Raw genomic sequence first — 19846 nt, forward strand, 5'->3', positions numbered from 1 at the left:
ACCGCGCGGTGGCGAAATGGATCCTGAAACAAGTTCAGGATGACGGTAGAGGGACGGAGGGTGATACCTAGGCGCGAGCGGCTGCCCCGAGCTGGTCGGCGGGCATCCGCGCGGTGGCGGGATGGGCTCTGAAACGAGTTCAGGGTGCCGATAATGGAAGGTGGAGCGCTACGCGCTGGCCTATCCGCCCTCTCCGAAGCTCTCCGGCGTGCCGATGAAGTCGATGTCTTGGACGGTGATCCAGCCATTGACGTAGTTGGCGACGAACAGGCCGCAGAGCACCGCTGCGAGGATCGTCGCCCGCAGGATCACCCTGCCGGGGCGGAAGTCGGCCGGGGCGCTGTCGGCCTGGCCGGGGATCTTGTCGATGCCGGCTTCGTCGTGCGTGCGCATGCCGAAGGGCAGCATGAGGAACGCCGACAGCACCCAGAACAGGAAGTAGATCGCCAGGATGGAGGTCCACTGCACTAGGCGCGGTCCTCCGCCAGGATCACGCGGGTCTGCGGCTTCTTGCCGGACCAGCGCTGCGCCGCCCGCCTTGCGGCCAGGCGGACCGCCTCGACCACGGCCTCACGGTCCCGCGATTGCGGGCCCTTAAGCCGGCCGAGCGCCTGAACGACATCGGCTTCGGCTTCCTTGACGAAATCGTCGTAGTCCTCGTCCAGCGGCAGGCCGAAGCCGTGGACCTGCGGCATGCGGCGCTCGTCGAGAGCGACCACGAGGATCCCGTCTCGAGAGAGGCGGCGGCGGGTCAGGATCGTCTCGCCATCCGCCGGCACGATGATGTCGCCGTCGAGCACGAGCCGCCCCGCGCGCACCTTCGCCAGCTTGCTCGGCTTGCCGGGCGCGAGGCGGACGATGTCGCCGTTCTGCTGTACGACTGCATGCGGAATGCCCCGCTCCCGGCCGAGCCGCGCCTGTTCCTGCATGTGCCGCATCTCGCCGTGGACTGGAATGAGAACGTCGGGTCGCAGCCAGCCATAGAGGGCTTCCAGGTCCGGACGGCCCGGATGGCCGGAGACGTGGATCTCGCTCTGCCGGTCGGTAACCATCTCGATCCCGCGTTCGGCCAGCTTGTTCTGCACGCGGCCGATGGCGATCTCGTTGCCGGGGATCTGCCGGCTCGAGAACAGCACGACGTCGCCCTTCTCGAGCGCGATCGGATGGCTGTCGTCGGAGACCCGCGCGAGCGCGGCGCGGGGTTCGCCCTGGCCCCCGGTGGCGAGGATCAGCACTTCACCGCGCGGCAGGCTCATCGCCGTGTCGAAATCGATCACCGGCGGGAAATGCTCAAGATAGCCGTTGTCCTGCGCGACCTCGATGATCCGGTCCAGCGACCGGCCGGCGACGCAAAGCTGGCGCCCGGTTTCCTGCGCGACGTGGCCGAGGGTCTGAAGGCGGGCCACGTTGGATGCGAAGGTAGTCACCATGACCCGCTTGCCGGGCCAGCGCTTCACTTCCTCCAGCAGGCCGCGGTACACCGCCCCTTCGGAGCCGGACGAGGCCGGGTTGAACACGTTGGTCGAATCGCAGACGAGCGCCAGCACGCCCTCGTCGCCGATCTCGATCAGTTCCTCTTCGGTTGCGGGCTCGCCGACCAGCGGCTCCTCGTCCAGCTTCCAGTCGCCGGTGTGGAAGATGCGGCCGTACGGCGTGTCGATCAGCAGGGCATTGCCCTCGGCGATCGAGTGGGCGAGCGGGATATAGGTGATCTCGAACGGCCCGAGCTGGATGCTACCGTGATCCTCCTCGATGATGTTCAGCTCGACCCGGCTGACCAGGCCCGCTTCCTGCAGCTTGCGGCGAACCAGGTCCGCGGTGAACGGCGTCGCGTAAAGCGGCACGCCGAGTTCCTCGGCGAAGTAGGGAACCGCGCCGATGTGGTCCTCGTGCGCATGGGTCAGGACGATACCGAGCAGGTCCTGGGTCCGTTCCTCGATGAACTCGAGATCGGCGAAAACCAGGTCCACGCCCGGGTACTCGTCACCACTGAAAGTCATGCCCAGGTCGACCATCAGCCACTTGCCGCGGCAACCGTAAAGATTGACGTTCATGCCGATCTCGCCGGATCCGCCGAGCGCCAGAAACAGCAGTTCGTCCTCGGGAGTAAAATTCTTCTTCATGCCGCGCCCGCCCTTTCAGCGATGATGGCGAGGCCCTCTAGAGTCAGGTCCGCGTCAACATAGTCAAATATATCAGTGTGTTTGTCGAACAGGATGGCGAGACCGCCGGTGGCCACGACCTCCGCCGGACGCCCGATCTCGGCGCGCAGGCGGGCGATCAGCCCCTCCATCATCGCGACGTAGCCCCAGAACACGCCGATGTGCATCTGATCCTCCGTGTTGCGGCCGATCACGCTGTCCGAACGCGGGCTTTCGATGGCGATCCGCGGCAGCTTGGCCGTGTTGCTGACCAGCGCGTCGAGCGAAAGATTGATCCCGGGAGCGATGATCCCGCCTTTGTAGGCGCCGTTGAAATCGACGATGTCGAACGTCGTGGCGGTGCCGAAGTCGACCACGATCAGATCGCCGGCGTGCTTGGCATGGGCCGCGATCGCGTTGACCGCGCGATCCGCGCCGAGCGACTGCGGCTCGTCTACGTCGATCTCGAAGCCCCACTCGGCCGCGCCCTCTCCGGCGAAAAGCGGCGTGACGCCGAAGTACTTCTGCACCAGGACTTCCAGATTATGGCGCGCGCGCGGGACCACCGATGAGACGATCACCGAGGTGATCTCCGCCCGCTCGATCCCCTCGATCGCCATCAACTGCATCAGCCAGACCGCGTATTCGTCGCCGGTGCGGCGCGGATCGGTGGCGATGCGCCAGCGCGTGCGGATCTCGCGGCCCTGGAAGAGCGCGAAGACCACGTTGGTATTGCCGACATCTACGGCGAGCAGCATCGCTCAGCCTCCTTCCAGCAGGACATCGCCGGCGTGGATGACACGCACGGTGCCATCCGCCAAGCGCAGCCTCAGCGCTCCGTCAGGTTCGAGGCCGTCGAAGGCGCCGCTCACCCTCGTGCCGCTCGGCTCGTGGACGCTCAGCGCGCTGCCCAGCGGGTGGGCGGCGGCGAGCCAGCGGCTGAGGATCGGCTCCAGCCCGTACTGGCGCCAGCGGCCGAGTTCGAGGTCGAACTGCGAGGCTAGCTCTGCGGCGAAAGCGTCGCGATCCGGTGCCGGGCCGTACTCGGCCAGCGTTCGCGTGTGACGGTCGGCGACGTCGGGGGCTTCCGCCAGGTTCACGCCGATGCCGATCACGGCGCTGCCTCCCTCACGCTCCAGCAGCAGCCCGCAGAACTTGGCGCCGCCGAGCAGCACGTCGTTCGGCCACTTGAGCTGCACCTCGCGCGGGTTGCCGATGCGGGCAAGGACCACCTCATAAACGGCAAGCGCGGCTACAAAGGAAAGGCTCGGGGGCGCGGGATCCTGCGGCGAGAGGTGGACCACCGTCGAGCCCATGAAGTTCCCCGGAGCGTCGAGCCACGAGCGCCCCTGGCGCCCACGCCCGCCGGTCTGGCGGTCGGCGACGAGCCAGTACCCTTCTGCAATCCGCTCCCCGGCGGCAAGCCGCGCCAGCAGGTCGGCACTGGTGGAGCGGGTTTCGGGTACCGTCTGGATCAACGGCCTACGCGGCCAGGAACAGCGCCGCGGCGGCGCCGTCCGCCAGTTCGCCGAGCCAGGGTGTCAGCAGGTAACCGAGCGGCGACATCGCCGCCGTGCTGATCGCCAGGAGCGCCCAATGCGCCCAGTCGCTGCGGCCCTGCACCACGTTGGCAGGCTCGTCGAAGTACATGATCTTGACGATCTTGATGTAGTAGAACGCGCCGATCACGCTGGCGGCGATGCCGATCGCGGCGAGCGCGACCATGTCCGCCTGCACCGCGGCCTGGAACACCACGAACTTGCCCCAGAAGCCGAACAGCGGCGGAATGCCGGCCAGGCTGAACATCAGCATGGCAAGGCACAGCGCCAGCAGCGGCTTGGTGCGGGAGAGACCGGCCATGTCGGAAATCGCCTCGAGCGCCTCGCCCTCGGCATTCCGCAGCATCAGCACGGCGACGAAGCTGCCGACCGTCATGGCCACGTAGATCGCCAGGTACACCAGCATGGCGCTGACGCCTTCGGCCGTGCCCGTGGCGAGGCCGATCAGGATGAAGCCGACGTTGTTGATCGAGGAATAGGCAAGCAGTCGCTTGACGTTGGCCTGCCCGATCGCGCCGAGTGCGCCGACGACGATCGAGGCCAGCGCGGCGAAGATCACCACTTGCTGCCAGGCCCCCGCCTGTGCGCCGAATGCATCGAGCGCGACACGCGCGGTGAGCGCGATGGCGGCGACCTTGGGGGCGCTGGCGAAGAAAGCGGTGACCGGCGTCGGTGCGCCTTCGTAGACGTCCGGCGTCCACATGTGGAACGGCACGGCGCTGATCTTGAACGCGAGGCCCGCGAGCACGAAGACGATGCCGAACAGCGCGCCGGTTGCCATGCCGCCGGAAAGCGCCGCGCGGATGCCGCCGAAGTCGGTCGTGCCGGTGAAGCCGTAGACCAGGCTCATGCCGAACAGCAGGATGCCGGAGGCGAGCGCGCCGAGCACGAAGTACTTGAGGCCCGCTTCGGCCGAGCGGTCGTCCGTTCGCAGGAACGAGGCGAGCACGTAAGCGGCCAGCGATTGAAGCTCGAGCCCGATGTACAGCGTCATCAGGTCGGTCGCCGAAACCATGATCGCCATGCCGAGCGTGGAGAACAGGATCAGCACCGGATATTCGGCGCGCATGATGCCGTAGCGCCCGAAGAACGCCGGGGCGATGACGAGCGCCGCGCCGGCGGCGGCGAAGATCATCAGCTTGGCGATGCCGGCGAAAGCATCGGCCGTGAACTGACCGCCGAAAGCGACGGTGTCCGGACCCATCGCGGCGGCGCAGACCGACGGCGCCACGATGGCGAAGCAGGCCGCGAGGACGACGCAGGAGGCGATCGTGATCGCCCGGCTGGTCTTGTCGCCGCCCCAGGCCGCCACGAGCAGCAGCACGAGCCCGGCCACCGACAGCACGATCTCCGGCAGGATCAGCGAGAGGGAATGCGAAAAGTCCATCAGTGCGCTCCCCCGTGCGCGGCATCTTCGGCGGGTGCGGCCTGGGCCTGCCCGATAACCAGTCTGGAGTCGCTCTCAGGTGCTGCGCTGGAGACGCGCGCGTCGAGGGCGGCGATGTCCTTGCGTATCGGCGCGAGGAAGCTTTCGGGATAGACGCCCATCCACAGCACTGCAGCGGCGATCGAGCCGAGCATCAGCCATTCGCGGGTGTTCAGGTCCGGCATCGCGGCAGCGTCGGCATTCCTCTGCACGCCGAAAGCCACGCGCCAATAGAGGTAGAGCATGTAGGCCGCGCCGAGGATGATGCCGAGCGTACCGGCCGCGGCGACCCAGGTGTTGGCCTGGTAGATCCCCGCGAGGCTGAGGAACTCGCCGACGAAGCCGCTGGTCCCCGGCAGGCCGATGCTGGCCATCGTGAACAGCAGGAAGAACAGCGCATACTTCGGCATGTTGATGGCGAGCCCGCCGTACCGCGCGATCTCGCGCGTGTGCAGCCGGTCGTAGATCACGCCCACGCATAGGAACAGCGCGCCCGAAACCAGGCCGTGGCTCAGCATGACGATCATCGCGCCTTCCAGGCCCTGCACGTTGAACGCGAACAGGCCCATCGTCACGATCGCCATGTGGGCGACCGAGGAATAGGCGATCAGCTTCTTCATGTCGTGCTGCACCAGCGCGATCAGGCTGGTGATCACGACGGCGGCGATCGACAGGCCCCAGATCAGCCACACGAGCTGGGCGCTGGCTTCCGGGAACATCGGCAGGCTGAAGCGGATGAAGCCGTAGCCGCCCATCTTCAGCAGAACGCCGGCCAGGATCACCGAGCCCGCGGTCGGCGCCTGAACGTGCGCGTCGGGCAGCCAGGTGTGCACCGGCCACATCGGCATCTTCACCGCGAAGCTGGCGAAGAAGGCCAGCCACAGCCAGGTCTGCGCCCCGGCCGGGAAGTCGTAGGCCATCAGCGTCGGGATGTCGGTGGTGCCGGCGTGGTTGGCCATCCACAGCATCGCGATCAGCATCAGCACCGAGCCAAGCAGAGTGTAGAGGAAGAACTTGTAGCTGGCGTAAATCCGGTTCGCCCCGCCCCAGATGCCGATGATCAGGTACATCGGGATCAGGCCGGCTTCGAAGAAGATGTAGAACAGGAACAGGTCCTGCGCGGAGAACACGCCGATGATGAGCGTCTCCATGAACAGGAACGCGGCCATGTATTCGCCGACGCGGGTCTCGATCGCATCCCAGCTCGCCAGGATGCAGATCGGCATCAGGAACACGCTGAGCACGATCAGCATCAGGGCAATGCCGTCGATGCCGAGCGCCCACTGGAACTGCGAGAACAGTGGCGCCCGTTCGACGAACTGCCACTGTGCGCCGCCGACGTCGTAGTTCGCCCACAGCAGCAGGCCGAGCGCGAGATCTATCAGGGTGGCGGCGAGCGCGATCGTCCGCGCAGCCTTCGCCCCGGAGAACAGGCAAGCCAGCGCGCCGAGCATCGGCACGAGCAGCATCAGCGAGAGAATCGGAAAGCCCCCCATCAGAACAGCACCCAGGTGACGGCCGCGACGAGGCCGAGCAGCATGATCAGCGCGTAGCTGGTCAGGAGGCCCGACTGGACGCGCTTGGCGGCCACGGCACCCTTCTCGACGACCCATGCCGCGCCGTTCGGGCCGAAGCGGTCGATGATCCCTTCATCGCCGCCCTTCCAGAACACGCGCCCGAGCCACAGGGCCGGAACGATGAAGACCAGGCGGTAGAGCTCGTCGAAGTACCACTTGTTGTAGAGGAAGCGGTAGACCGGGCCGAGCTGGGTCGCCGTCTTCTCCGGGATCGAGGTGTCGCGGATGTACGCCAGCCACGCGATGGCAAGGCCGATCAGCATGACGATCGTGGCGGTCAACTTCACCCACAGCGGCACTTCGTGCATCGCGTGGATCAGGCCTTCGTTGTAGGCGATCGAACCGTTCCAGAACGCCGCCTCGTCGATGAACGCATGGTGGAACACGAAGCCCGCGAACACCGCGCCGATCGAAAGCAGCCCCAGCGGCACGAGCATCGTCCACGGGCTCTCGTGCGGGTGGTAGCCGGCGGTGCCTTCGTGAGGATGAACGTTGGCATGGGTGCTGTCGCCATGCTCCTCGTCGGGCGTTTCGTGCTCGCCGTGGACCGCGTGCTGGATATGCTCGCTGTCGGCCCAGCGCGGCTTGCCCCAGAACGTGAGGAACATCAGGCGCCAGGAGTAGAAGCTCGTCAGCAGCGCGGCGAAGGCGCCCACCCAGAATGCCGTGCGGCCCATCTCCGTGCCCGAGGCAAACGCCGCCTCGAGGATCGCGTCCTTGGAATAGAAGCCGGCGAAGCCGAACACCCCGAGCACGCCCACGCCGGTGATCGCGAGGGTGCCGGCCATCATCGCCCAGAAGGTGAGCGGGATCTGCTTACGCAGCGCACCGTAATAACGCATGTCCTGCTCGTGGTGCATCGCGTGGATCACGCTGCCCGCGCCGAGGAACAGCAGCGCTTTGAAGAAAGCGTGCGTGAACAGGTGGAACATCGCCGCGCCGTATGCGCCCACCCCGGCCGCGAAGAACATGTAGCCGAGCTGCGAGCAGGTCGAATAGGCGATCACCCGCTTGATGTCCCACTGCGTGGTGCCGATCGTCGCGGCGAACAGGCAGGTGGCAGCGCCGATGAAGGTGACGAACGTCAGCGCGTCGGGCGCGGCTTCGAACATCGGCGAAAGGCGGCAGACCATGAACACGCCGGCCGTCACCATCGTCGCGGCATGGATCAGCGCCGAAACCGGGGTCGGGCCCTCCATCGCGTCGGGCAGCCAGATGTGCAGGCCGAGCTGCGCCGACTTGCCCATCGCACCGATGAACAGCAGCAGGCACAGGATCGTCATCGTATCGAGCCGCATGCCAAGGAAGCCGATCGTGCTGGCTCCTTCCATCGCGGGGGCGGCTGCGAGGATCTCCGGGATCGAGACGGTGCCGAACACCAGGAAGGTGCCGAAGATGCCGAGCATGAAGCCGAAGTCGCCGACGCGGTTGACCACGAAAGCCTTGATGGCGGCAGCGTTGGCCGAGGGCTTCTTGAACCAGAAGCCGATGAGCAGGTACGACGCCAGGCCGACCCCTTCCCACCCGAAGAACATCTGCACCAGGTTGTCCGCCGTCACCAGCATCAGCATGGCGAAGGTGAACAGGCTGAGATAGGCGAAGAACCGCGGCTGGTCCGGGTCTTCGTCCATGTAGCCCCAACTGTAGAGGTGGACGAGCGCGGATACGGTGGTGATCACCACCAGCATGACCGCGGTCAGCGCGTCGACACGCAGCGCCCAGTCGAACGTCATGTCGCCCGACTGAACCCAGTTCAGCACCGGCACGACCGCCGCCGGAACGTCGCCGCCCAGGTAGCCCAGGAAGATCGGCCAGGAGAGCGCGCACGACAGGAACAGCGCACCGGTCGTGACCAGCTTGGCCGCGAAGCTGCCCAGGGCGCGGTTGCCCAGGCCGGCGACGATGGCCGCAAGCAGCGGCGCGAAAACGATGATCAGGATGGAGGACAAGGCTTTATCCCTTCATCCGGTTTACGTCATCCACGGCGATCGTGCCGCGGCTGCGATAGTAGATCACCAGGATGGCAAGGCCGATCGCCGCCTCGCCGGCCGCCACCGTCAGCACGAACATCGCGAAGACCTGGCCGGTGAGGTCGTTCAGGAACGCGCTGAAGGCGACGAGATTGAGGTTCACCGCCAGCAGGATCAGCTCGATCGCCATCAGAATGACGATGATGTTCTTGCGGTTGAGGAAGATCCCGAGGACCCCGAGCACGAACAGGATCGAGCTCACCACGACATAGTGTTCGACGCCGATCACAGCTCGACCCCCTGGCCAATTTCGGGCTTGGTGTTGACCGTCGCTTCCGACGGCTTGCGCGCAATCTGCCTGGCGATGTTCTGCTGTCCGCGCGGCGAGCGCGTGCCGCGGTGCGTCAGCACGATCGCGCCGACCATGGCCACCAGCAGGATGATGCCGGCGCTTTCGAACAGGAACAGGTAACGGCCGTAGAGCAGCGCGCCGATGTTCTCGATATTGCTTTCACCGGCCAGCGGAGCGGCCATGCCGTCCGCCGTGCCGAGATCGAGCGCTCCGGCGCGGTAGGCGCCCACGCCCAGCACCAGTTCCGCCAGCAGCACCAGCGCGATGGCGATGCCGAGCGGGAAGTTCTTCACGAACCCGGCCCGCAGTTCGGCGAAATCGATGTTGAGCATCATCACGACGAACAGGAACAGCACCGCGACCGCGCCGACGTAGACGATGATCAGCAGGAACGCGAGGAACTCGGCCCCGACCAGCAGCATCAGCCCCGCGCCGTTGAAGAACGCCAGGATCAGCCACAGCACGGAATGCACCGGGTTGCGCGCGACGATGGTGAGCACGCCGGAAGCGAGCACCAAAGTGGCGAAAAGGTAAAAGGCGATGGCCTGGATCATGATTGAGAACCCACTCCCGTGCGCCTTGAGCGACGCTCAAGAGCGGCCGCGCCGATGTGTCCCGTCGATGTCCGACACGAACAGAAGATGATTGCCCCGCGAGTCACGCGCGCCGCCTAGCGGTAGGGCGCATCGGCTTCAAGGTTCGCGGCCAGAGCCCGCTCCCACTTGTCCCCGTTCGCCAGCAGTTTGGCCTTGTCGTACATCAGCTCTTCGCGCGTTTCAGTGGTGAACTCGAGGTTCGGCCCCTCCACGATCGCGTCGACCGGGCAGGCTTCCTGGCAGAAGCCGCAGTAGATGCACTTGGTCATGTCGATGTCGTAGCGCGTGGTCCGGCGGCTGCCGTCCTCGCGCGGTTCGGCCTCGATCGTGATCGCCAGCGCCGGGCAGACCGCTTCGCACAGTTTGCAGGCGATGCAGCGCTCTTCACCGTTGGGATAGCGGCGCAAGGCATGCTCGCCGCGGAAGCGCGGGGAGATCGGGTTCTTCTCGAACGGATAGTTGATCGTCGCCTTGGGCTTGAAGAAGTACTTCAGCGTCAGCGCGTGGGCCTTGAGAAACTCCCACAGGGTGAACGACTTGATCAGTTGGGCGACGGTCATCCGTACCTCGTGAACATCAGATAGCCCGAGACGATCACCACGAAGGCGAGGCTCAGGGGGAGGAAGACCTTCCAGCCCAGGCGCATCAGCTGGTCGTAGCGGAACCGCGGCACGGTCGCCTTGATCCAGCTGAACACGAAGAAGAAGAACAGGATCTTGGCGAACAGCCAGATCCAGCCCGGAACATCGAACCAGGGGATCAGATCGATGTTCAGCGGCGGCAGCCATCCCCCGAAGAACAGGATGGCGTTGAGCGCGCACATCAGCAGCACGTTGGCGTACTCGCCGAGCCAGAACAGCGCGAAGCTCATCGAGGAGTATTCGGTCTGGTAGCCGGCGACGAGCTCGCTCTCCGCTTCGGTCAGGTCGAACGGCGCGCGCGCCGTCTCGGCCAGGGAGGAGATCAGGAACATGACCCACATTGGGAACAGCAGCAGGTTGAAGAAGAACCCGTTGACGATCCCGAAGCCGTGCCCGCGCTGCGCTTCGATGATGCCGTTCATGTTGAACGTGCCGGCCCAAAGAACCACGCAGATCAGGATGAAGCCGATCGAGACTTCATAGGAAATCATCTGCGCAGCGGCGCGCATGGCGCTGAAGAACGGGTACTTCGAGTTCGAAGCCCAGCCTGAGACCACGACCCCGTAAACGCCCAGCGAGCTGATCGCGAGGATGTAGAGCAGGCCAACGTTGATGTCCGACAGCACCGCGCCCGAGTTGAACGGGATCACCGCCCAGGCGGCGAGAGCCACGGTGAAGGTGATGATCGGCGCGATCAGGAACAGCCCCTTGTTCGAGGCGCTCGGGACGATGGTTTCCTGCAGGAACACCTTGAGGCCGTCGGCGAAGCTCTGCAGCAGGCCGAACGGCCCGACCACGTTGGGCCCGCGCCGCAGCGCCATCGCCGCCCAGATCTTGCGGTCGGCATAGATGATCATCGCCACGGCCAGCATCAGCGGCAGGGCGATCAGCAGGATGCCGGCGATGGTCGCGGTGAACCACGCCCACTCGTGGGTCATGCCCCAGTTCATGAATGTCTGGGTCATGCCGCTACCCTCTCTTCTTCGTCATCCTGAACTTGGTTCAGGACCCATCGGGCCGCATCCTCTGTTGTCGAGCTTGAAAGCGTAACGGCTCCGTTCCGCGCCCCAACAACGCTTCGGCGCGTCCGGAGAAATGGGTCCTGAAACAAGTTCAGGATGACGGGGATGATGGACGAGGCCCAGGTCATTCCGCAGCCTCCGCGAAGTCGGCATCGCCGTGGAGCAGCTCGGCGGAGCAACGCTGCATCACCAGGCTGGCGCGGGCGATCGGGTTGGTCAGGTAGAAGTCCTTGATCGGGTAAGCGATCTTGCCCTTGGGAGTGCCCGTTCCCGGCTGCGGCAGCGCGCCGTAGCTGGCGAGGCCTTCCTGGCCCAGGGCCGGAACTTCGGCGATCATGGCGGCGCGCAGCTCGTCGAAGCTGTCGAACCCGACGCTGACGCCGAACACGTCGGCCAGCGCCCGCAGGATCGTCCAGTCCTCGCGCGCGTCGCCGGGGGCGAACACGGCCTTGTCGGACATCTGCACGCGGCCTTCGGTGTTGACGTAAGTGCCGGCCTTCTCGGTGTAGGCGCTGGCGGGCAGGATCACGTCCGCCGCGTGCGCGCCCTTGTCGCCGTGGTGGCCGATGTAGACCTTCAGCGAACCCGCGAACTGTTGGTAGTTCACTTCGTCCGCGCCGAGCGACAGCAGGACTTTCGGCTTGGCGTCCGCCAGGTCCCTGAGGCCGCCCTTTTGCGCGAAGCCGAGCATCAGAGCGCCCATGCGCGCCGCCGCCATGTGCAGGACGTTGAAGCCGTTCCAGCCATCGCGGACCAGGTTCCACTTGCCCGCCAGCGACAGCGCCGTGTCGAGCGCACCGGCAGCGAGGCCTGCGCCGCCGACGATGATCGCCGGTCGCTCCGCCTGCGACATCGCGTCTGCGACGTGGCTTGGCAGGTCGCCCAGCACCGCGGCATCGTCGCCAAGGAACTCGGCCGGATAGGTGGTCTCCCAGTGCGGGCCGACCACGAACACTTTGGCCCCGCGCTTGATAGCCTTGCGCAGGCGCACGTTGACCAGCGGCGCTTCCCAGCGAATGTGGCTGCCGACGATCAGGATCGCATCGGCCTCCTCGATCCCGGCGAAAGTCGAGTTGAAGTTGACCGCGGCGAGATTGTCGACCGGATAGTCCATGCCGGTCTGGCGGCTCTCGATCAGCGTCGAACCGAGTGCGCCGAGCAGCTTCTTCGCCGCGAACATCGTCTCGCAGTCGAGCAGGTCGCCAGCGATCGCCGCCACGCTGCTGCCGGCGTTCGCGCCCGCAATTACCGCGAAAGCCTCGTCCCAGCTTGCCGCCTCGAGCTTGCCCCCGCGGCGAATCCAGACTTTGTCGAGCCGGCGGCGGGTAAGACCGTCGACTTGCCAGCGCGCCTTGTCGCTGATCCACTCCTCGTTCACGTCGTCGTTGTTCCGCGGCAGGACGCGCAGGACCTCGCGCATGCGGGCATCGATGCGGATGTTGGTCCCCATCGCATCGGAGACGTCGATTCCCCAGGTCTTGCTCAGCTCCCACGGCCGCGCTTCGAACGCATAAGGCCTGCTGGTCAGCGCGCCCACCGGGCAGAGATCGATCACGTTGGCGGAAAGTTCGTGCTTCGCCGCGTGCTCGAGGTACGTGGTGATCTGCATGTCCTCGCCGCGGTAGAGCGCGCCGATTTCGTCCACGCCGGCGATCTCTTCCGAGAAGCGCACACAGCGGGTGCAGTGGATGCAGCGGGTCATCCACGTCTTGATTAGCGGCCCCATGTACTTCTCGGTCACCGCGCGCTTGTTCTCGTGATAGCGCGAGGCGCCGCGGCCATAGGCCATCGCCTGGTCCTGCAGGTCGCATTCGCCGCCCTGGTCGCAGATCGGGCAATCCAGCGGGTGGTTGATCAGGAGGAACTCCATCACCCCTTCGCGCGCCTTCTTGACCATCTCGCTGTCGGTGCGAATCTCCTGGCCCTCGGTCGCCGGCAGCGCGCAGCTTGCCTGCGGCTTGGGCGGACCGGGCTTCACTTCGACCAGGCACATCCGGCAGTTGCCGGCGATGCTCAGCCGCTCGTGGTAACAGAAGCGCGGGATCTCCTTGCCGGCAAGCTCGCACGCCTGCAGCACGGTGGCGCCGTTAGGGACCTCGATTTCCTGTCCGTCTACGGTAACTTTAGGCATTACTCAGCAGCCTCCGCGGCGGTCTGACCATAGTGGCTCCGGGACCACAAACCGTCTGCTACGATATCGCGGATGCCCTTCTCGTCGAGGCGCACTTCCCGCCCCGCAACCAGGCATTCGGAGAGTGCCGGCACCAAGGCGCGCGCAGCATCGGATTCGGCTTTGGTGCCCGGTGCGGTGCGAAGCATGTCATCGGCTTCGGCGGGAGCATGAAACACCACGCAATCCGCGAAGGCTCCCAGCGCCTGCGCCTGCGGCATCGACGCCGCCTGCACGAAGAACCTGTTGGTAAGCATTTCCGGCCCGTCCGCTGGAAGTTTGAGAGCGTCCGTATGGCGGCCGAGGTAGGCTTCCTCTGCCAGAGCAACACGGAACGCCGGCCCGCTCATCCGCATCGACGTTCGCAGTTGGAACGCCGCCTTCGTCTCGTTCATGCAAGCGGGCAGATCGAATTCCTTGATCACGTCGGCTTGAGCGATGCCGAAGCTCGCATAATCCACGGCCAGCGGATCGCTGCTGCGCAAGTAGCGCTCAACCGTGTCGGGTTGATCGTGATAAACGCAGCGCGCAACTCCCTTCAACATCTGCCGGGCACCCCCGGCATCAAGCTGCTCCACAGGCTTGGCGATGCGCGATCCGGTGCGCTTGTAAGGCTCAGGCTGCTGCGCAATCGCCGGCGCAGCAAGCAGAACTGCTGCTGCGGTAGCCAGGCCGACAACCGAGGTGCTCCGCCCGTTCACTCCGCCGCCTCCTGCATCGCGCCCGCATGCTCTGCGATGCGGCGCTCGAGTTCGGGGCGGAAGTGCTTGATCAGGCCCTGGATCGGCCATGCGGCCGCGTCGCCCAGGGCGCAGATGGTGTGGCCTTCGACCTGCTTGGTGACTTCGTAGAGCATGTCGATCTCGCGCGGTTCGGCCGCGCCGGTGCGCAAACGTTCCATCATGCGCCACATCCATCCCGTGCCTTCGCGGCAGGGCGTGCACTGGCCGCAGGACTCGTGCTTGTAGAAGTAGCTCAGGCGGCTGATCGCGCGGACGATGTCGGTGGATTTGTCCATCACGATCACGCCGGCTGTGCCGAGGCCGGAGCCGAGCTCCTTGAGCCCGTCGAAATCCATCGGTGCGTCGATGATCTGTTCGGCCGGGACCAGCGGTACCGAAGATCCGCCGGGGATCACCGCCAGGAGGTTGTCCCAGCCGCCGCGAATGCCGCCGCAGTGCTTCTCGATCAGCTCGCGGAAGGAAATCCCCATCGTTTCTTCGACGACGCACGGCTTATCGACATGGCCGCTGATCTGGAAGAGCTTGGTGCCCTTGTTGTTCTCACGCCCGAAGGAGCTGAACCAGGAGGCCCCACGCCGCAGGATCGTCGGCACGACGGCGATGCTTTCGACGTTGTTGACCGTGGTCGGGCAGCCGTAGAGCCCCGCGCCCGCCGGGAACGGCGGCTTGAGCCGCGGCTGGCCCTTTTTGCCTTCGAGGCTTTCGATCATCGCGGTTTCTTCGCCGCAGATGTAGGCGCCCGCGCCGCGGTGGACGAAGACGTCGAAGTCATAGCCGGAGCCGGCGGCGTTCTTGCCCAGCAGGCCGGCGTCGTAGGCCTGCTGCACGGCGGCGAAGAGGTTCTCCGCCTCGCGGATGAACTCGCCGCGGATGTAGATGTAGGCCGCACGGGCCCGCATCGCGAAACCCGCAACGAGCGCGCCTTCGATCAGCTTGTGCGGGTCGTGGCGCAGAATCTCGCGGTCCTTGCACGAGCCGGGCTCGGACTCGTCGGCGTTGATCACCAGGAAGCTGGGCCGACCGTCCTTGCTCTCCTTCGGCATGAACGACCATTTGAGTCCGGTCGGGAAGCCGGCGCCGCCGCGGCCGCGCAGGCCGGAGGCCTTGACCTCGTCGATGATCGAATCCTGACCGCGCGCGATGAGCGCCTTGGTAGCGTCCCAGTCGCCGCGCTTCTGCGCCGCCTTCAGGCCCCAGTCCTGGAACCCGTAGAGGTTGGTGAAAATCCGGTCCTTGTCCTGAAGGGTCATGCACCGCTCCCTTCGTCATGCTGAACTTGGTTCAGCATCCATCGCGCCACACGGGCGGGCGGAGCGGGTTGAGAGATGGACCCTGAAACAAGTTCAGGGTGACGGTTAAGCGATTGGAGAGGCATCAACCCATCCCTCCGAACACATAGATCGCGGCGACCGCCAGGATGGCGACCAGCACGACCGTCTTCACCAGACCCTTCAGCATTTTCCAGGCCAGCACCACGCCGAGCAGGGCGACGATAAGGAGAACAATAGGCTCCATCACTTCTTCCTCACCACTCGCCTCGGTAATCGTGGTTCTCGCCGACCATTTCCTTGAGCGTGGTCGGCCCACCGACCGGCTCGGAGGTGTGACGGCCCGGCTCCTGCGTACCTTCTTTCGGCTGGCGCCCAGCGGCGAGCTCGTCGAGCACGCGGTCGAGCCGCTCGGGTGTCAGGTCCTCGTAGTTGCCATCGTTGATCTGGACCATTGGCGCGGTGGCGCAGTTGCCCATGCATTCGACTTCGGTCAGCGTCCACAGACCGTCCTCGGTCGTGTGGCCCTTCTTCATGCCGCGCTTGTAGCAGGCTTCGAGAATGTCGTCCGATCCACGCAGCATGCACGGCGTGGTGCCGCAGACCTGCACGTGGAAACGGCCGACCGGCGCGAGGTTGTACATCGTGTAGAAGCTGGCGACTTCGAGCACGCGGATCGCCGGCATGCCGAGATAGTCGGCGACGAATTCGATCACCGGGATCGGCAGCCAGCCTTGCGTGTTCGTCTCCGCGCCGACCTGCCGCTGGGCGAGATCGAGCAGCGGCATGACCGCCGAACGCTGCCGCCCTTCGGGATAGCGCTTGACGATTTCCTTCGCCTTGGCGGCGTTCTCGTCGGTCCAGGTGAACGAACCCCACCGCTCGCGCAGTTCGGGAGTGTCGGGATGGGGTGCGCGCACGGCCATTAGCGGTCGCACTCCCCGAACACGACGTCGATCGCGCCGAGAATGGCGGTCGCGTCTGGCAGCATGTGGCCCTTTGCCATGAAATCCATCGCCTGGAGGTGACTGAAGGCGGTCGGGCGGATCTTGCAGCGGTACGGCTTGTTCGACCCGTCCGACACCAGATAGACGCCAAACTCGCCCTTGGGGCTCTCGGTGGCGACATAGACTTCGCCGGCCGGAACGTGGAAGCCTTCGGTGTAGAGCTTGAAGTGGTGGATCAGCGCTTCCATCGACTGCTTCATCTCGCCGCGCTTGGGCGGCACGATCTTGCGGTCGGTGCTGGCGATCGGCCCTTCGGGCATCTCGGCCAGGCACTGCTTTATGATGCGGGCCGACTGGCGGACTTCCTCGACCCGGACCATCATCCGGTCATAGCAGTCGCCGTTGGTGCCGACGGGCACGTCGAAGTCCATGCGGTCGTAGACGTCGTAAGGCTGGCTCTTGCGCAGGTCCCAGGGAATGCCGGCGGCGCGGATCATCGGGCCGGAGAAGCCCCAGGCGATCGCGTCTTCTTTACTAACTTTAGCTATGTCGACGTTGCGCTGTTTGAAGATGCGGTTGTCGACGACGAGGCTCATGGCGTCCTCGAATAGCTCCGGGAGGCGCTTGTCGACCCAGTCGCCGATGTCGGCGAGCAGCTTCAGCGGCGCGTCCTGGTGCACACCGCCCGGGCGGAAGTAGGCCGCGTGCATGCGCGCGCCGGAGACCCGCTCGTAGAAGTTCATGCAGTCTTCGCGCAGCTCGAACAGCCACAGGTTCGGCGTCATCGCGCCGACGTCCATGACGTGGCTGCCGATGTTGAGCATGTGGTTCTTGATGCGCGTCAGCTCGGCGAACAGCACCCGCAGGTACTGCGCCCGGATCGGCACCTCGAGGTTGAGCAGCTTCTCGATCGCCAGAACCCAGGTGTGCTCCATGCACATCGGGCTGCAGTAGTCGAGCCGGTCGAAATAGGGCAGAGCCTGCAGGTAGGTCTTGTACTCGATCAGCTTCTCGGTGCCGCGATGCAGCAGGCCGACGTGCGGATCGATCCGCTCGATCACCTCGCCGTCGAGCTCCATCACCAGGCGCAGCACGCCGTGCGCGGCCGGATGCTGCGGGCCGAAGTTGATCGTGTAGTTGCTGACAGTGCCGCCTTCGGTGGTCGGCGACGCTTCCTGGACTAGGCCGGCCATCAGTTCTCTCCGTCCTTATCCTGCTTCGCGGCGGCTTTGCTGCCGCGTGCGGACGACTTGCGCGTGGGACGATCCTCGGTCGGCTTAGGCGCGCCGGGTTCGTCGGTCCCCGTCTCCACAGGATCGGGGTTGGCATCGCCCTGCCCCGATACCGAGCCGCTCGAAATCTCCGCCGGGGCGACGTGTTCGGCCGCCTTCTTGTCGGTCGCCCGGCCTGCGCCGGTTTCCTCGGGGGTGTCGGTCGTCTTGGGAGTGTCGGTGCGCGGCGCACCGCGCGTCTCCGGCTCCTTCGTGTCGCTCTTGCCGCCGGGCTCCGGCACGCCCTGCGGGTTCGGTGCGGGCGGCGGCACTTCCGACTTCTCGTCGCCCGGAAGAACGTAGTTCGCGCCTTCCCACGGGCTCATGAAATCGAAGTTGCGGAAGTCCTGCGGCAACTCGACCGGCTCATAGACCACGCGCTTCTCCTCTTCGGAGTAGCGCAGTTCCTGATAGCCGGTGAGCGGGAAGTCCTTGCGGAAGGGATGACCTTCGAATCCGTAGTCGGTGAGGATCCGCCGCAGATCCGTGTTGCCTTCGAACAGCACGCCGAACAGGTCGAACGCCTCGCGCTCCAGCCAGCCCGCGTTCGGCCACAGCGTGGTCACGGTCGGCACCGGCTTGTGCTCGTCGGTGCTCAGCTTGACGATGACACGGTGGTTCCGGGTCAGCGACAGCAGCATGTAGACCACTTCGAAGCGCTCGGGGCGCTGCGGGTAGTCGACACCGGCGATGTCCATAAGCTGCTGATAGGCATGCTCGTCACGCAGCAGGCGCAGGGCATCCTCGATGCTTTCGCGCCGCACCGTGAGAATGACCTCGCCGTTCTCCTCGGCCGCGGCGACGAGCATGTCGCCGAGCGCGGCGGAGAGCCGGTCCTTTACGCCCTCGCTGGACGAGAAGCGCGGGGCGGAGTGCAGAACTGTTGCCATGTCAGCGCTCAATCGTCCCTTCGCGGCGGATCTTCCGCTGGAGCTGCATCACGCCGTAGAGCAGCGCTTCCGCCGTCGGCGGGCAGCCCGGCACGTAGATGTCCACCGGCACGATCCGGTCGCATCCGCGCACGACGCTGTAGCTGTAGTGATAGTAGCCGCCACCGTTGGCGCAGCTGCCCATCGAGATGACGTACTTCGGTTCCGACATCTGGTCGTAAACCCGCCGGAAAGCCGGAGCCATCTTGTTGCACAGCGTGCCGGCGACGATGATCACGTCCGACTGGCGCGGGCTGGCGCGCGGGGCGACGCCGAACCGCTCCATGTCGTAGCGCGGCATGTTGACGTGGATCATCTCGACCGCGCAGCACGCCAGGCCGAACGTCATCCACCACAGGCTGCCGGTGCGGGCCCACTGGAACAGATCCTCGGTGCTGGTGACGAGGAAGCCCTTGTCGTTCACCTCGGTGCTGATCGAGTTGAAGTAATCCTCCCCCGGCATGCGGATCTCGGGGTGGATCGTCGGGTTATAGGCCGGCCCTGTGACGTTCGTCGCGCCCGGATTGGCGAGCGCGTGGTCGAGCGGCCCTTCGTCCTTCATTCCCATTCCAGCGCTCCCTTCTTCCACGCGTAGGCCAGCCCGACGGTAAGTTCGAACAGGAACACCATCATGGTGATCCAGCCCGGCCAGCCCGTCAGGTCGAGGCTGACGGCCCAGGGAAACAGGAACGCCGCTTCGAGGTCGAATACGATGAACAGGATCGCAATCAGATAGAAGCGCACGTCGAACTGGCTGCGCGGGTCCTCGAACGCGGGGAAGCCGCATTCGTACTCGCTCAGCTTGTCGGCATGCGGATTGTGCGCGCCGGTCAGACGGGCCACGCCCATCGGCAGGAACACGAACAGCCCCGAGAGCCCCAGGGCGATGCCGAGGAAGATCAGAATGGGCAGATACTGGATTAAGTCCACCAAGCGCCTGACTCGATTACAACGGTTTCGCTGCGCGCCCTAGTCCGCCCCGCCCGGCGGTTCAAGGCCCGCCACACCTGAATTACCGGCCAGCCCCGGTCCGCGGCAAGGGAGGTGAGCTGGCCGATGCCTTTGAGGTGGAGTTTGACGAACGGCTCGCGGCCGTGGATGCCCGTCATGCTGAACTCGGTTCAGCATCCATGGTGCCTTCAGTCGCAGGTCCGAACGGGTGGAGGAATGGGCCCTGAAACAAGTTCAGGGTGACGGTTTTAGGAAGTTCGGGGCGACGATGTCGGGAATTGTC

Annotated in this window: 20 protein-coding genes; all 20 read right to left on the reverse strand. The window is 65.5% G+C overall.

Features of this window, described 5'->3' with window-relative positions; all coding sequences use genetic code 11:
* Positions 1-180: 180 nt before the first annotated feature.
* Positions 181-468, reverse strand: coding sequence for a DUF1467 family protein (locus GRI75_RS11990; protein ID WP_160747230.1), 288 nt, complete (start codon positions 466-468; stop codon positions 181-183).
* The gene (locus tag GRI75_RS11995; protein ID WP_160747231.1) at positions 468-2123 is read right to left on the reverse strand and encodes a ribonuclease J; all 1656 of its coding nucleotides are present in this window, start codon (positions 2121-2123) and stop codon (positions 468-470) included. The genes GRI75_RS11990 and GRI75_RS11995 overlap by 1 nt, the downstream gene beginning before the upstream one ends.
* Positions 2120-2899 (reverse strand): type III pantothenate kinase, encoded by a 780-nt coding sequence (locus tag GRI75_RS12000; protein ID WP_160747232.1) that lies wholly within the window; start codon positions 2897-2899, stop codon positions 2120-2122. The genes GRI75_RS11995 and GRI75_RS12000 overlap by 4 nt, the downstream gene beginning before the upstream one ends.
* A 3-nt stretch (positions 2900-2902) precedes the next feature.
* Positions 2903-3619 (reverse strand): biotin--[acetyl-CoA-carboxylase] ligase, encoded by a 717-nt coding sequence (locus GRI75_RS12005; protein ID WP_160747233.1) that lies wholly within the window; start codon positions 3617-3619, stop codon positions 2903-2905.
* Between the two features lie 4 nt (positions 3620-3623).
* Positions 3624-5087: an NADH-quinone oxidoreductase subunit NuoN gene (nuoN, locus tag GRI75_RS12010; protein ID WP_160747234.1), complete on the reverse strand. Its 1464-nt coding sequence runs from the start codon at positions 5085-5087 to the stop codon at positions 3624-3626.
* Positions 5087-6622, reverse strand: a complete 1536-nt coding sequence (locus tag GRI75_RS12015) for an NADH-quinone oxidoreductase subunit M (RefSeq protein ID WP_160747235.1) — start codon at positions 6620-6622, stop codon at positions 5087-5089. Before GRI75_RS12015 ends, nuoN begins: the two co-directional genes overlap by 1 nt.
* Positions 6622-8652: an NADH-quinone oxidoreductase subunit L gene (gene nuoL, locus GRI75_RS12020; RefSeq protein WP_160747236.1), complete on the reverse strand. Its 2031-nt coding sequence runs from the start codon at positions 8650-8652 to the stop codon at positions 6622-6624. Before nuoL ends, GRI75_RS12015 begins: the two co-directional genes overlap by 1 nt.
* A 4-nt stretch (positions 8653-8656) precedes the next feature.
* Positions 8657-8962 carry an NADH-quinone oxidoreductase subunit NuoK gene (nuoK, locus tag GRI75_RS12025; RefSeq protein ID WP_160747237.1) on the reverse strand — a complete coding sequence of 102 codons (306 nt, stop codon included), beginning with the start codon at positions 8960-8962 and terminating at the stop codon, positions 8657-8659.
* Entirely contained in the window at positions 8959-9579 is a 621-nt protein-coding gene (locus GRI75_RS12030; RefSeq protein ID WP_160747238.1) for an NADH-quinone oxidoreductase subunit J, read from the reverse strand. The genes nuoK and GRI75_RS12030 overlap by 4 nt, the downstream gene beginning before the upstream one ends.
* 116 nt (positions 9580-9695) lie before the next feature.
* Positions 9696-10181, reverse strand: coding sequence for an NADH-quinone oxidoreductase subunit NuoI (gene nuoI, locus GRI75_RS12035; protein WP_160747239.1), 486 nt, complete (start codon positions 10179-10181; stop codon positions 9696-9698).
* Positions 10178-11227: an NADH-quinone oxidoreductase subunit NuoH gene (gene nuoH / locus GRI75_RS12040; protein WP_160747240.1), complete on the reverse strand. Its 1050-nt coding sequence runs from the start codon at positions 11225-11227 to the stop codon at positions 10178-10180. Before nuoH ends, nuoI begins: the two co-directional genes overlap by 4 nt.
* Before the next feature lie 181 nt (positions 11228-11408).
* The gene (gene nuoG / locus GRI75_RS12045; RefSeq protein WP_160747241.1) at positions 11409-13415 is read right to left on the reverse strand and encodes an NADH-quinone oxidoreductase subunit NuoG; all 2007 of its coding nucleotides are present in this window, start codon (positions 13413-13415) and stop codon (positions 11409-11411) included.
* Entirely contained in the window at positions 13415-14155 is a 741-nt protein-coding gene (locus tag GRI75_RS12050; RefSeq protein ID WP_160747242.1) for a hypothetical protein, read from the reverse strand. The genes nuoG and GRI75_RS12050 overlap by 1 nt, the downstream gene beginning before the upstream one ends.
* Positions 14152-15447, reverse strand: coding sequence for an NADH-quinone oxidoreductase subunit NuoF (gene nuoF, locus GRI75_RS12055; RefSeq protein ID WP_160747243.1), 1296 nt, complete (start codon positions 15445-15447; stop codon positions 14152-14154). Before nuoF ends, GRI75_RS12050 begins: the two co-directional genes overlap by 4 nt.
* A gap of 124 nt (positions 15448-15571) precedes the next feature.
* Positions 15572-15712, reverse strand: coding sequence for a hypothetical protein (locus GRI75_RS14475; protein ID WP_202389736.1), 141 nt, complete (start codon positions 15710-15712; stop codon positions 15572-15574).
* 10 nt (positions 15713-15722) lie between these two features.
* Positions 15723-16391 carry a complex I 24 kDa subunit family protein gene (locus GRI75_RS12060; RefSeq protein ID WP_160747244.1) on the reverse strand — a complete coding sequence of 223 codons (669 nt, stop codon included), beginning with the start codon at positions 16389-16391 and terminating at the stop codon, positions 15723-15725.
* Positions 16391-17605, reverse strand: coding sequence for an NADH-quinone oxidoreductase subunit D (locus GRI75_RS12065; RefSeq protein WP_160747245.1), 1215 nt, complete (start codon positions 17603-17605; stop codon positions 16391-16393). Before GRI75_RS12065 ends, GRI75_RS12060 begins: the two co-directional genes overlap by 1 nt.
* The gene (locus tag GRI75_RS12070; protein WP_160747246.1) at positions 17605-18573 is read right to left on the reverse strand and encodes an NADH-quinone oxidoreductase subunit C; all 969 of its coding nucleotides are present in this window, start codon (positions 18571-18573) and stop codon (positions 17605-17607) included. Before GRI75_RS12070 ends, GRI75_RS12065 begins: the two co-directional genes overlap by 1 nt.
* Before the next feature lies 1 nt (position 18574).
* Positions 18575-19075 carry a NuoB/complex I 20 kDa subunit family protein gene (locus GRI75_RS12075; protein WP_160747316.1) on the reverse strand — a complete coding sequence of 167 codons (501 nt, stop codon included), beginning with the start codon at positions 19073-19075 and terminating at the stop codon, positions 18575-18577.
* 95 nt (positions 19076-19170) lie between these two features.
* Positions 19171-19545: an NADH-quinone oxidoreductase subunit A gene (gene ndhC, locus GRI75_RS12080; RefSeq protein WP_160747247.1), complete on the reverse strand. Its 375-nt coding sequence runs from the start codon at positions 19543-19545 to the stop codon at positions 19171-19173.
* Between the last annotated feature and the right edge of the window lie 301 nt (positions 19546-19846).

The sequence above is a fragment of the Croceibacterium soli genome (assembly GCF_009828065.1).
Lineage (GTDB): Bacteria > Pseudomonadota > Alphaproteobacteria > Sphingomonadales > Sphingomonadaceae > Croceibacterium_B > Croceibacterium_B soli.

Coding starts and splice junctions, on each gene's coding strand:
- GRI75_RS12000 (WP_160747232.1), bottom strand. CDS start 2,899: ATGCTGCTCGCCGTAGATGTCGGCAATACCAACGTGGTCTTCGCGCTC.
- GRI75_RS14475 (WP_202389736.1), bottom strand. CDS start 15,712: ATGGAGCCTATTGTTCTCCTTATCGTCGCCCTGCTCGGCGTGGTGCTG.
- nuoN (WP_160747234.1), bottom strand. CDS start 5,087: ATGGACTTTTCGCATTCCCTCTCGCTGATCCTGCCGGAGATCGTGCTG.
- nuoI (WP_160747239.1), bottom strand. CDS start 10,181: ATGACCGTCGCCCAACTGATCAAGTCGTTCACCCTGTGGGAGTTTCTC.
- GRI75_RS12060 (WP_160747244.1), bottom strand. CDS start 16,391: ATGGCCGTGCGCGCACCCCATCCCGACACTCCCGAACTGCGCGAGCGG.
- GRI75_RS12070 (WP_160747246.1), bottom strand. CDS start 18,573: ATGGCAACAGTTCTGCACTCCGCCCCGCGCTTCTCGTCCAGCGAGGGC.
- nuoF (WP_160747243.1), bottom strand. CDS start 15,447: ATGACCCTTCAGGACAAGGACCGGATTTTCACCAACCTCTACGGGTTC.
- GRI75_RS12065 (WP_160747245.1), bottom strand. CDS start 17,605: ATGGCCGGCCTAGTCCAGGAAGCGTCGCCGACCACCGAAGGCGGCACT.
- GRI75_RS12015 (WP_160747235.1), bottom strand. CDS start 6,622: ATGGGGGGCTTTCCGATTCTCTCGCTGATGCTGCTCGTGCCGATGCTC.
- GRI75_RS11995 (WP_160747231.1), bottom strand. CDS start 2,123: ATGAAGAAGAATTTTACTCCCGAGGACGAACTGCTGTTTCTGGCGCTC.
- nuoH (WP_160747240.1), bottom strand. CDS start 11,227: ATGACCCAGACATTCATGAACTGGGGCATGACCCACGAGTGGGCGTGG.
- nuoG (WP_160747241.1), bottom strand. CDS start 13,415: ATGCCTAAAGTTACCGTAGACGGACAGGAAATCGAGGTCCCTAACGGC.
- GRI75_RS12030 (WP_160747238.1), bottom strand. CDS start 9,579: ATGATCCAGGCCATCGCCTTTTACCTTTTCGCCACTTTGGTGCTCGCT.
- GRI75_RS12075 (WP_160747316.1), bottom strand. CDS start 19,075: ATGCCGGGGGAGGATTACTTCAACTCGATCAGCACCGAGGTGAACGAC.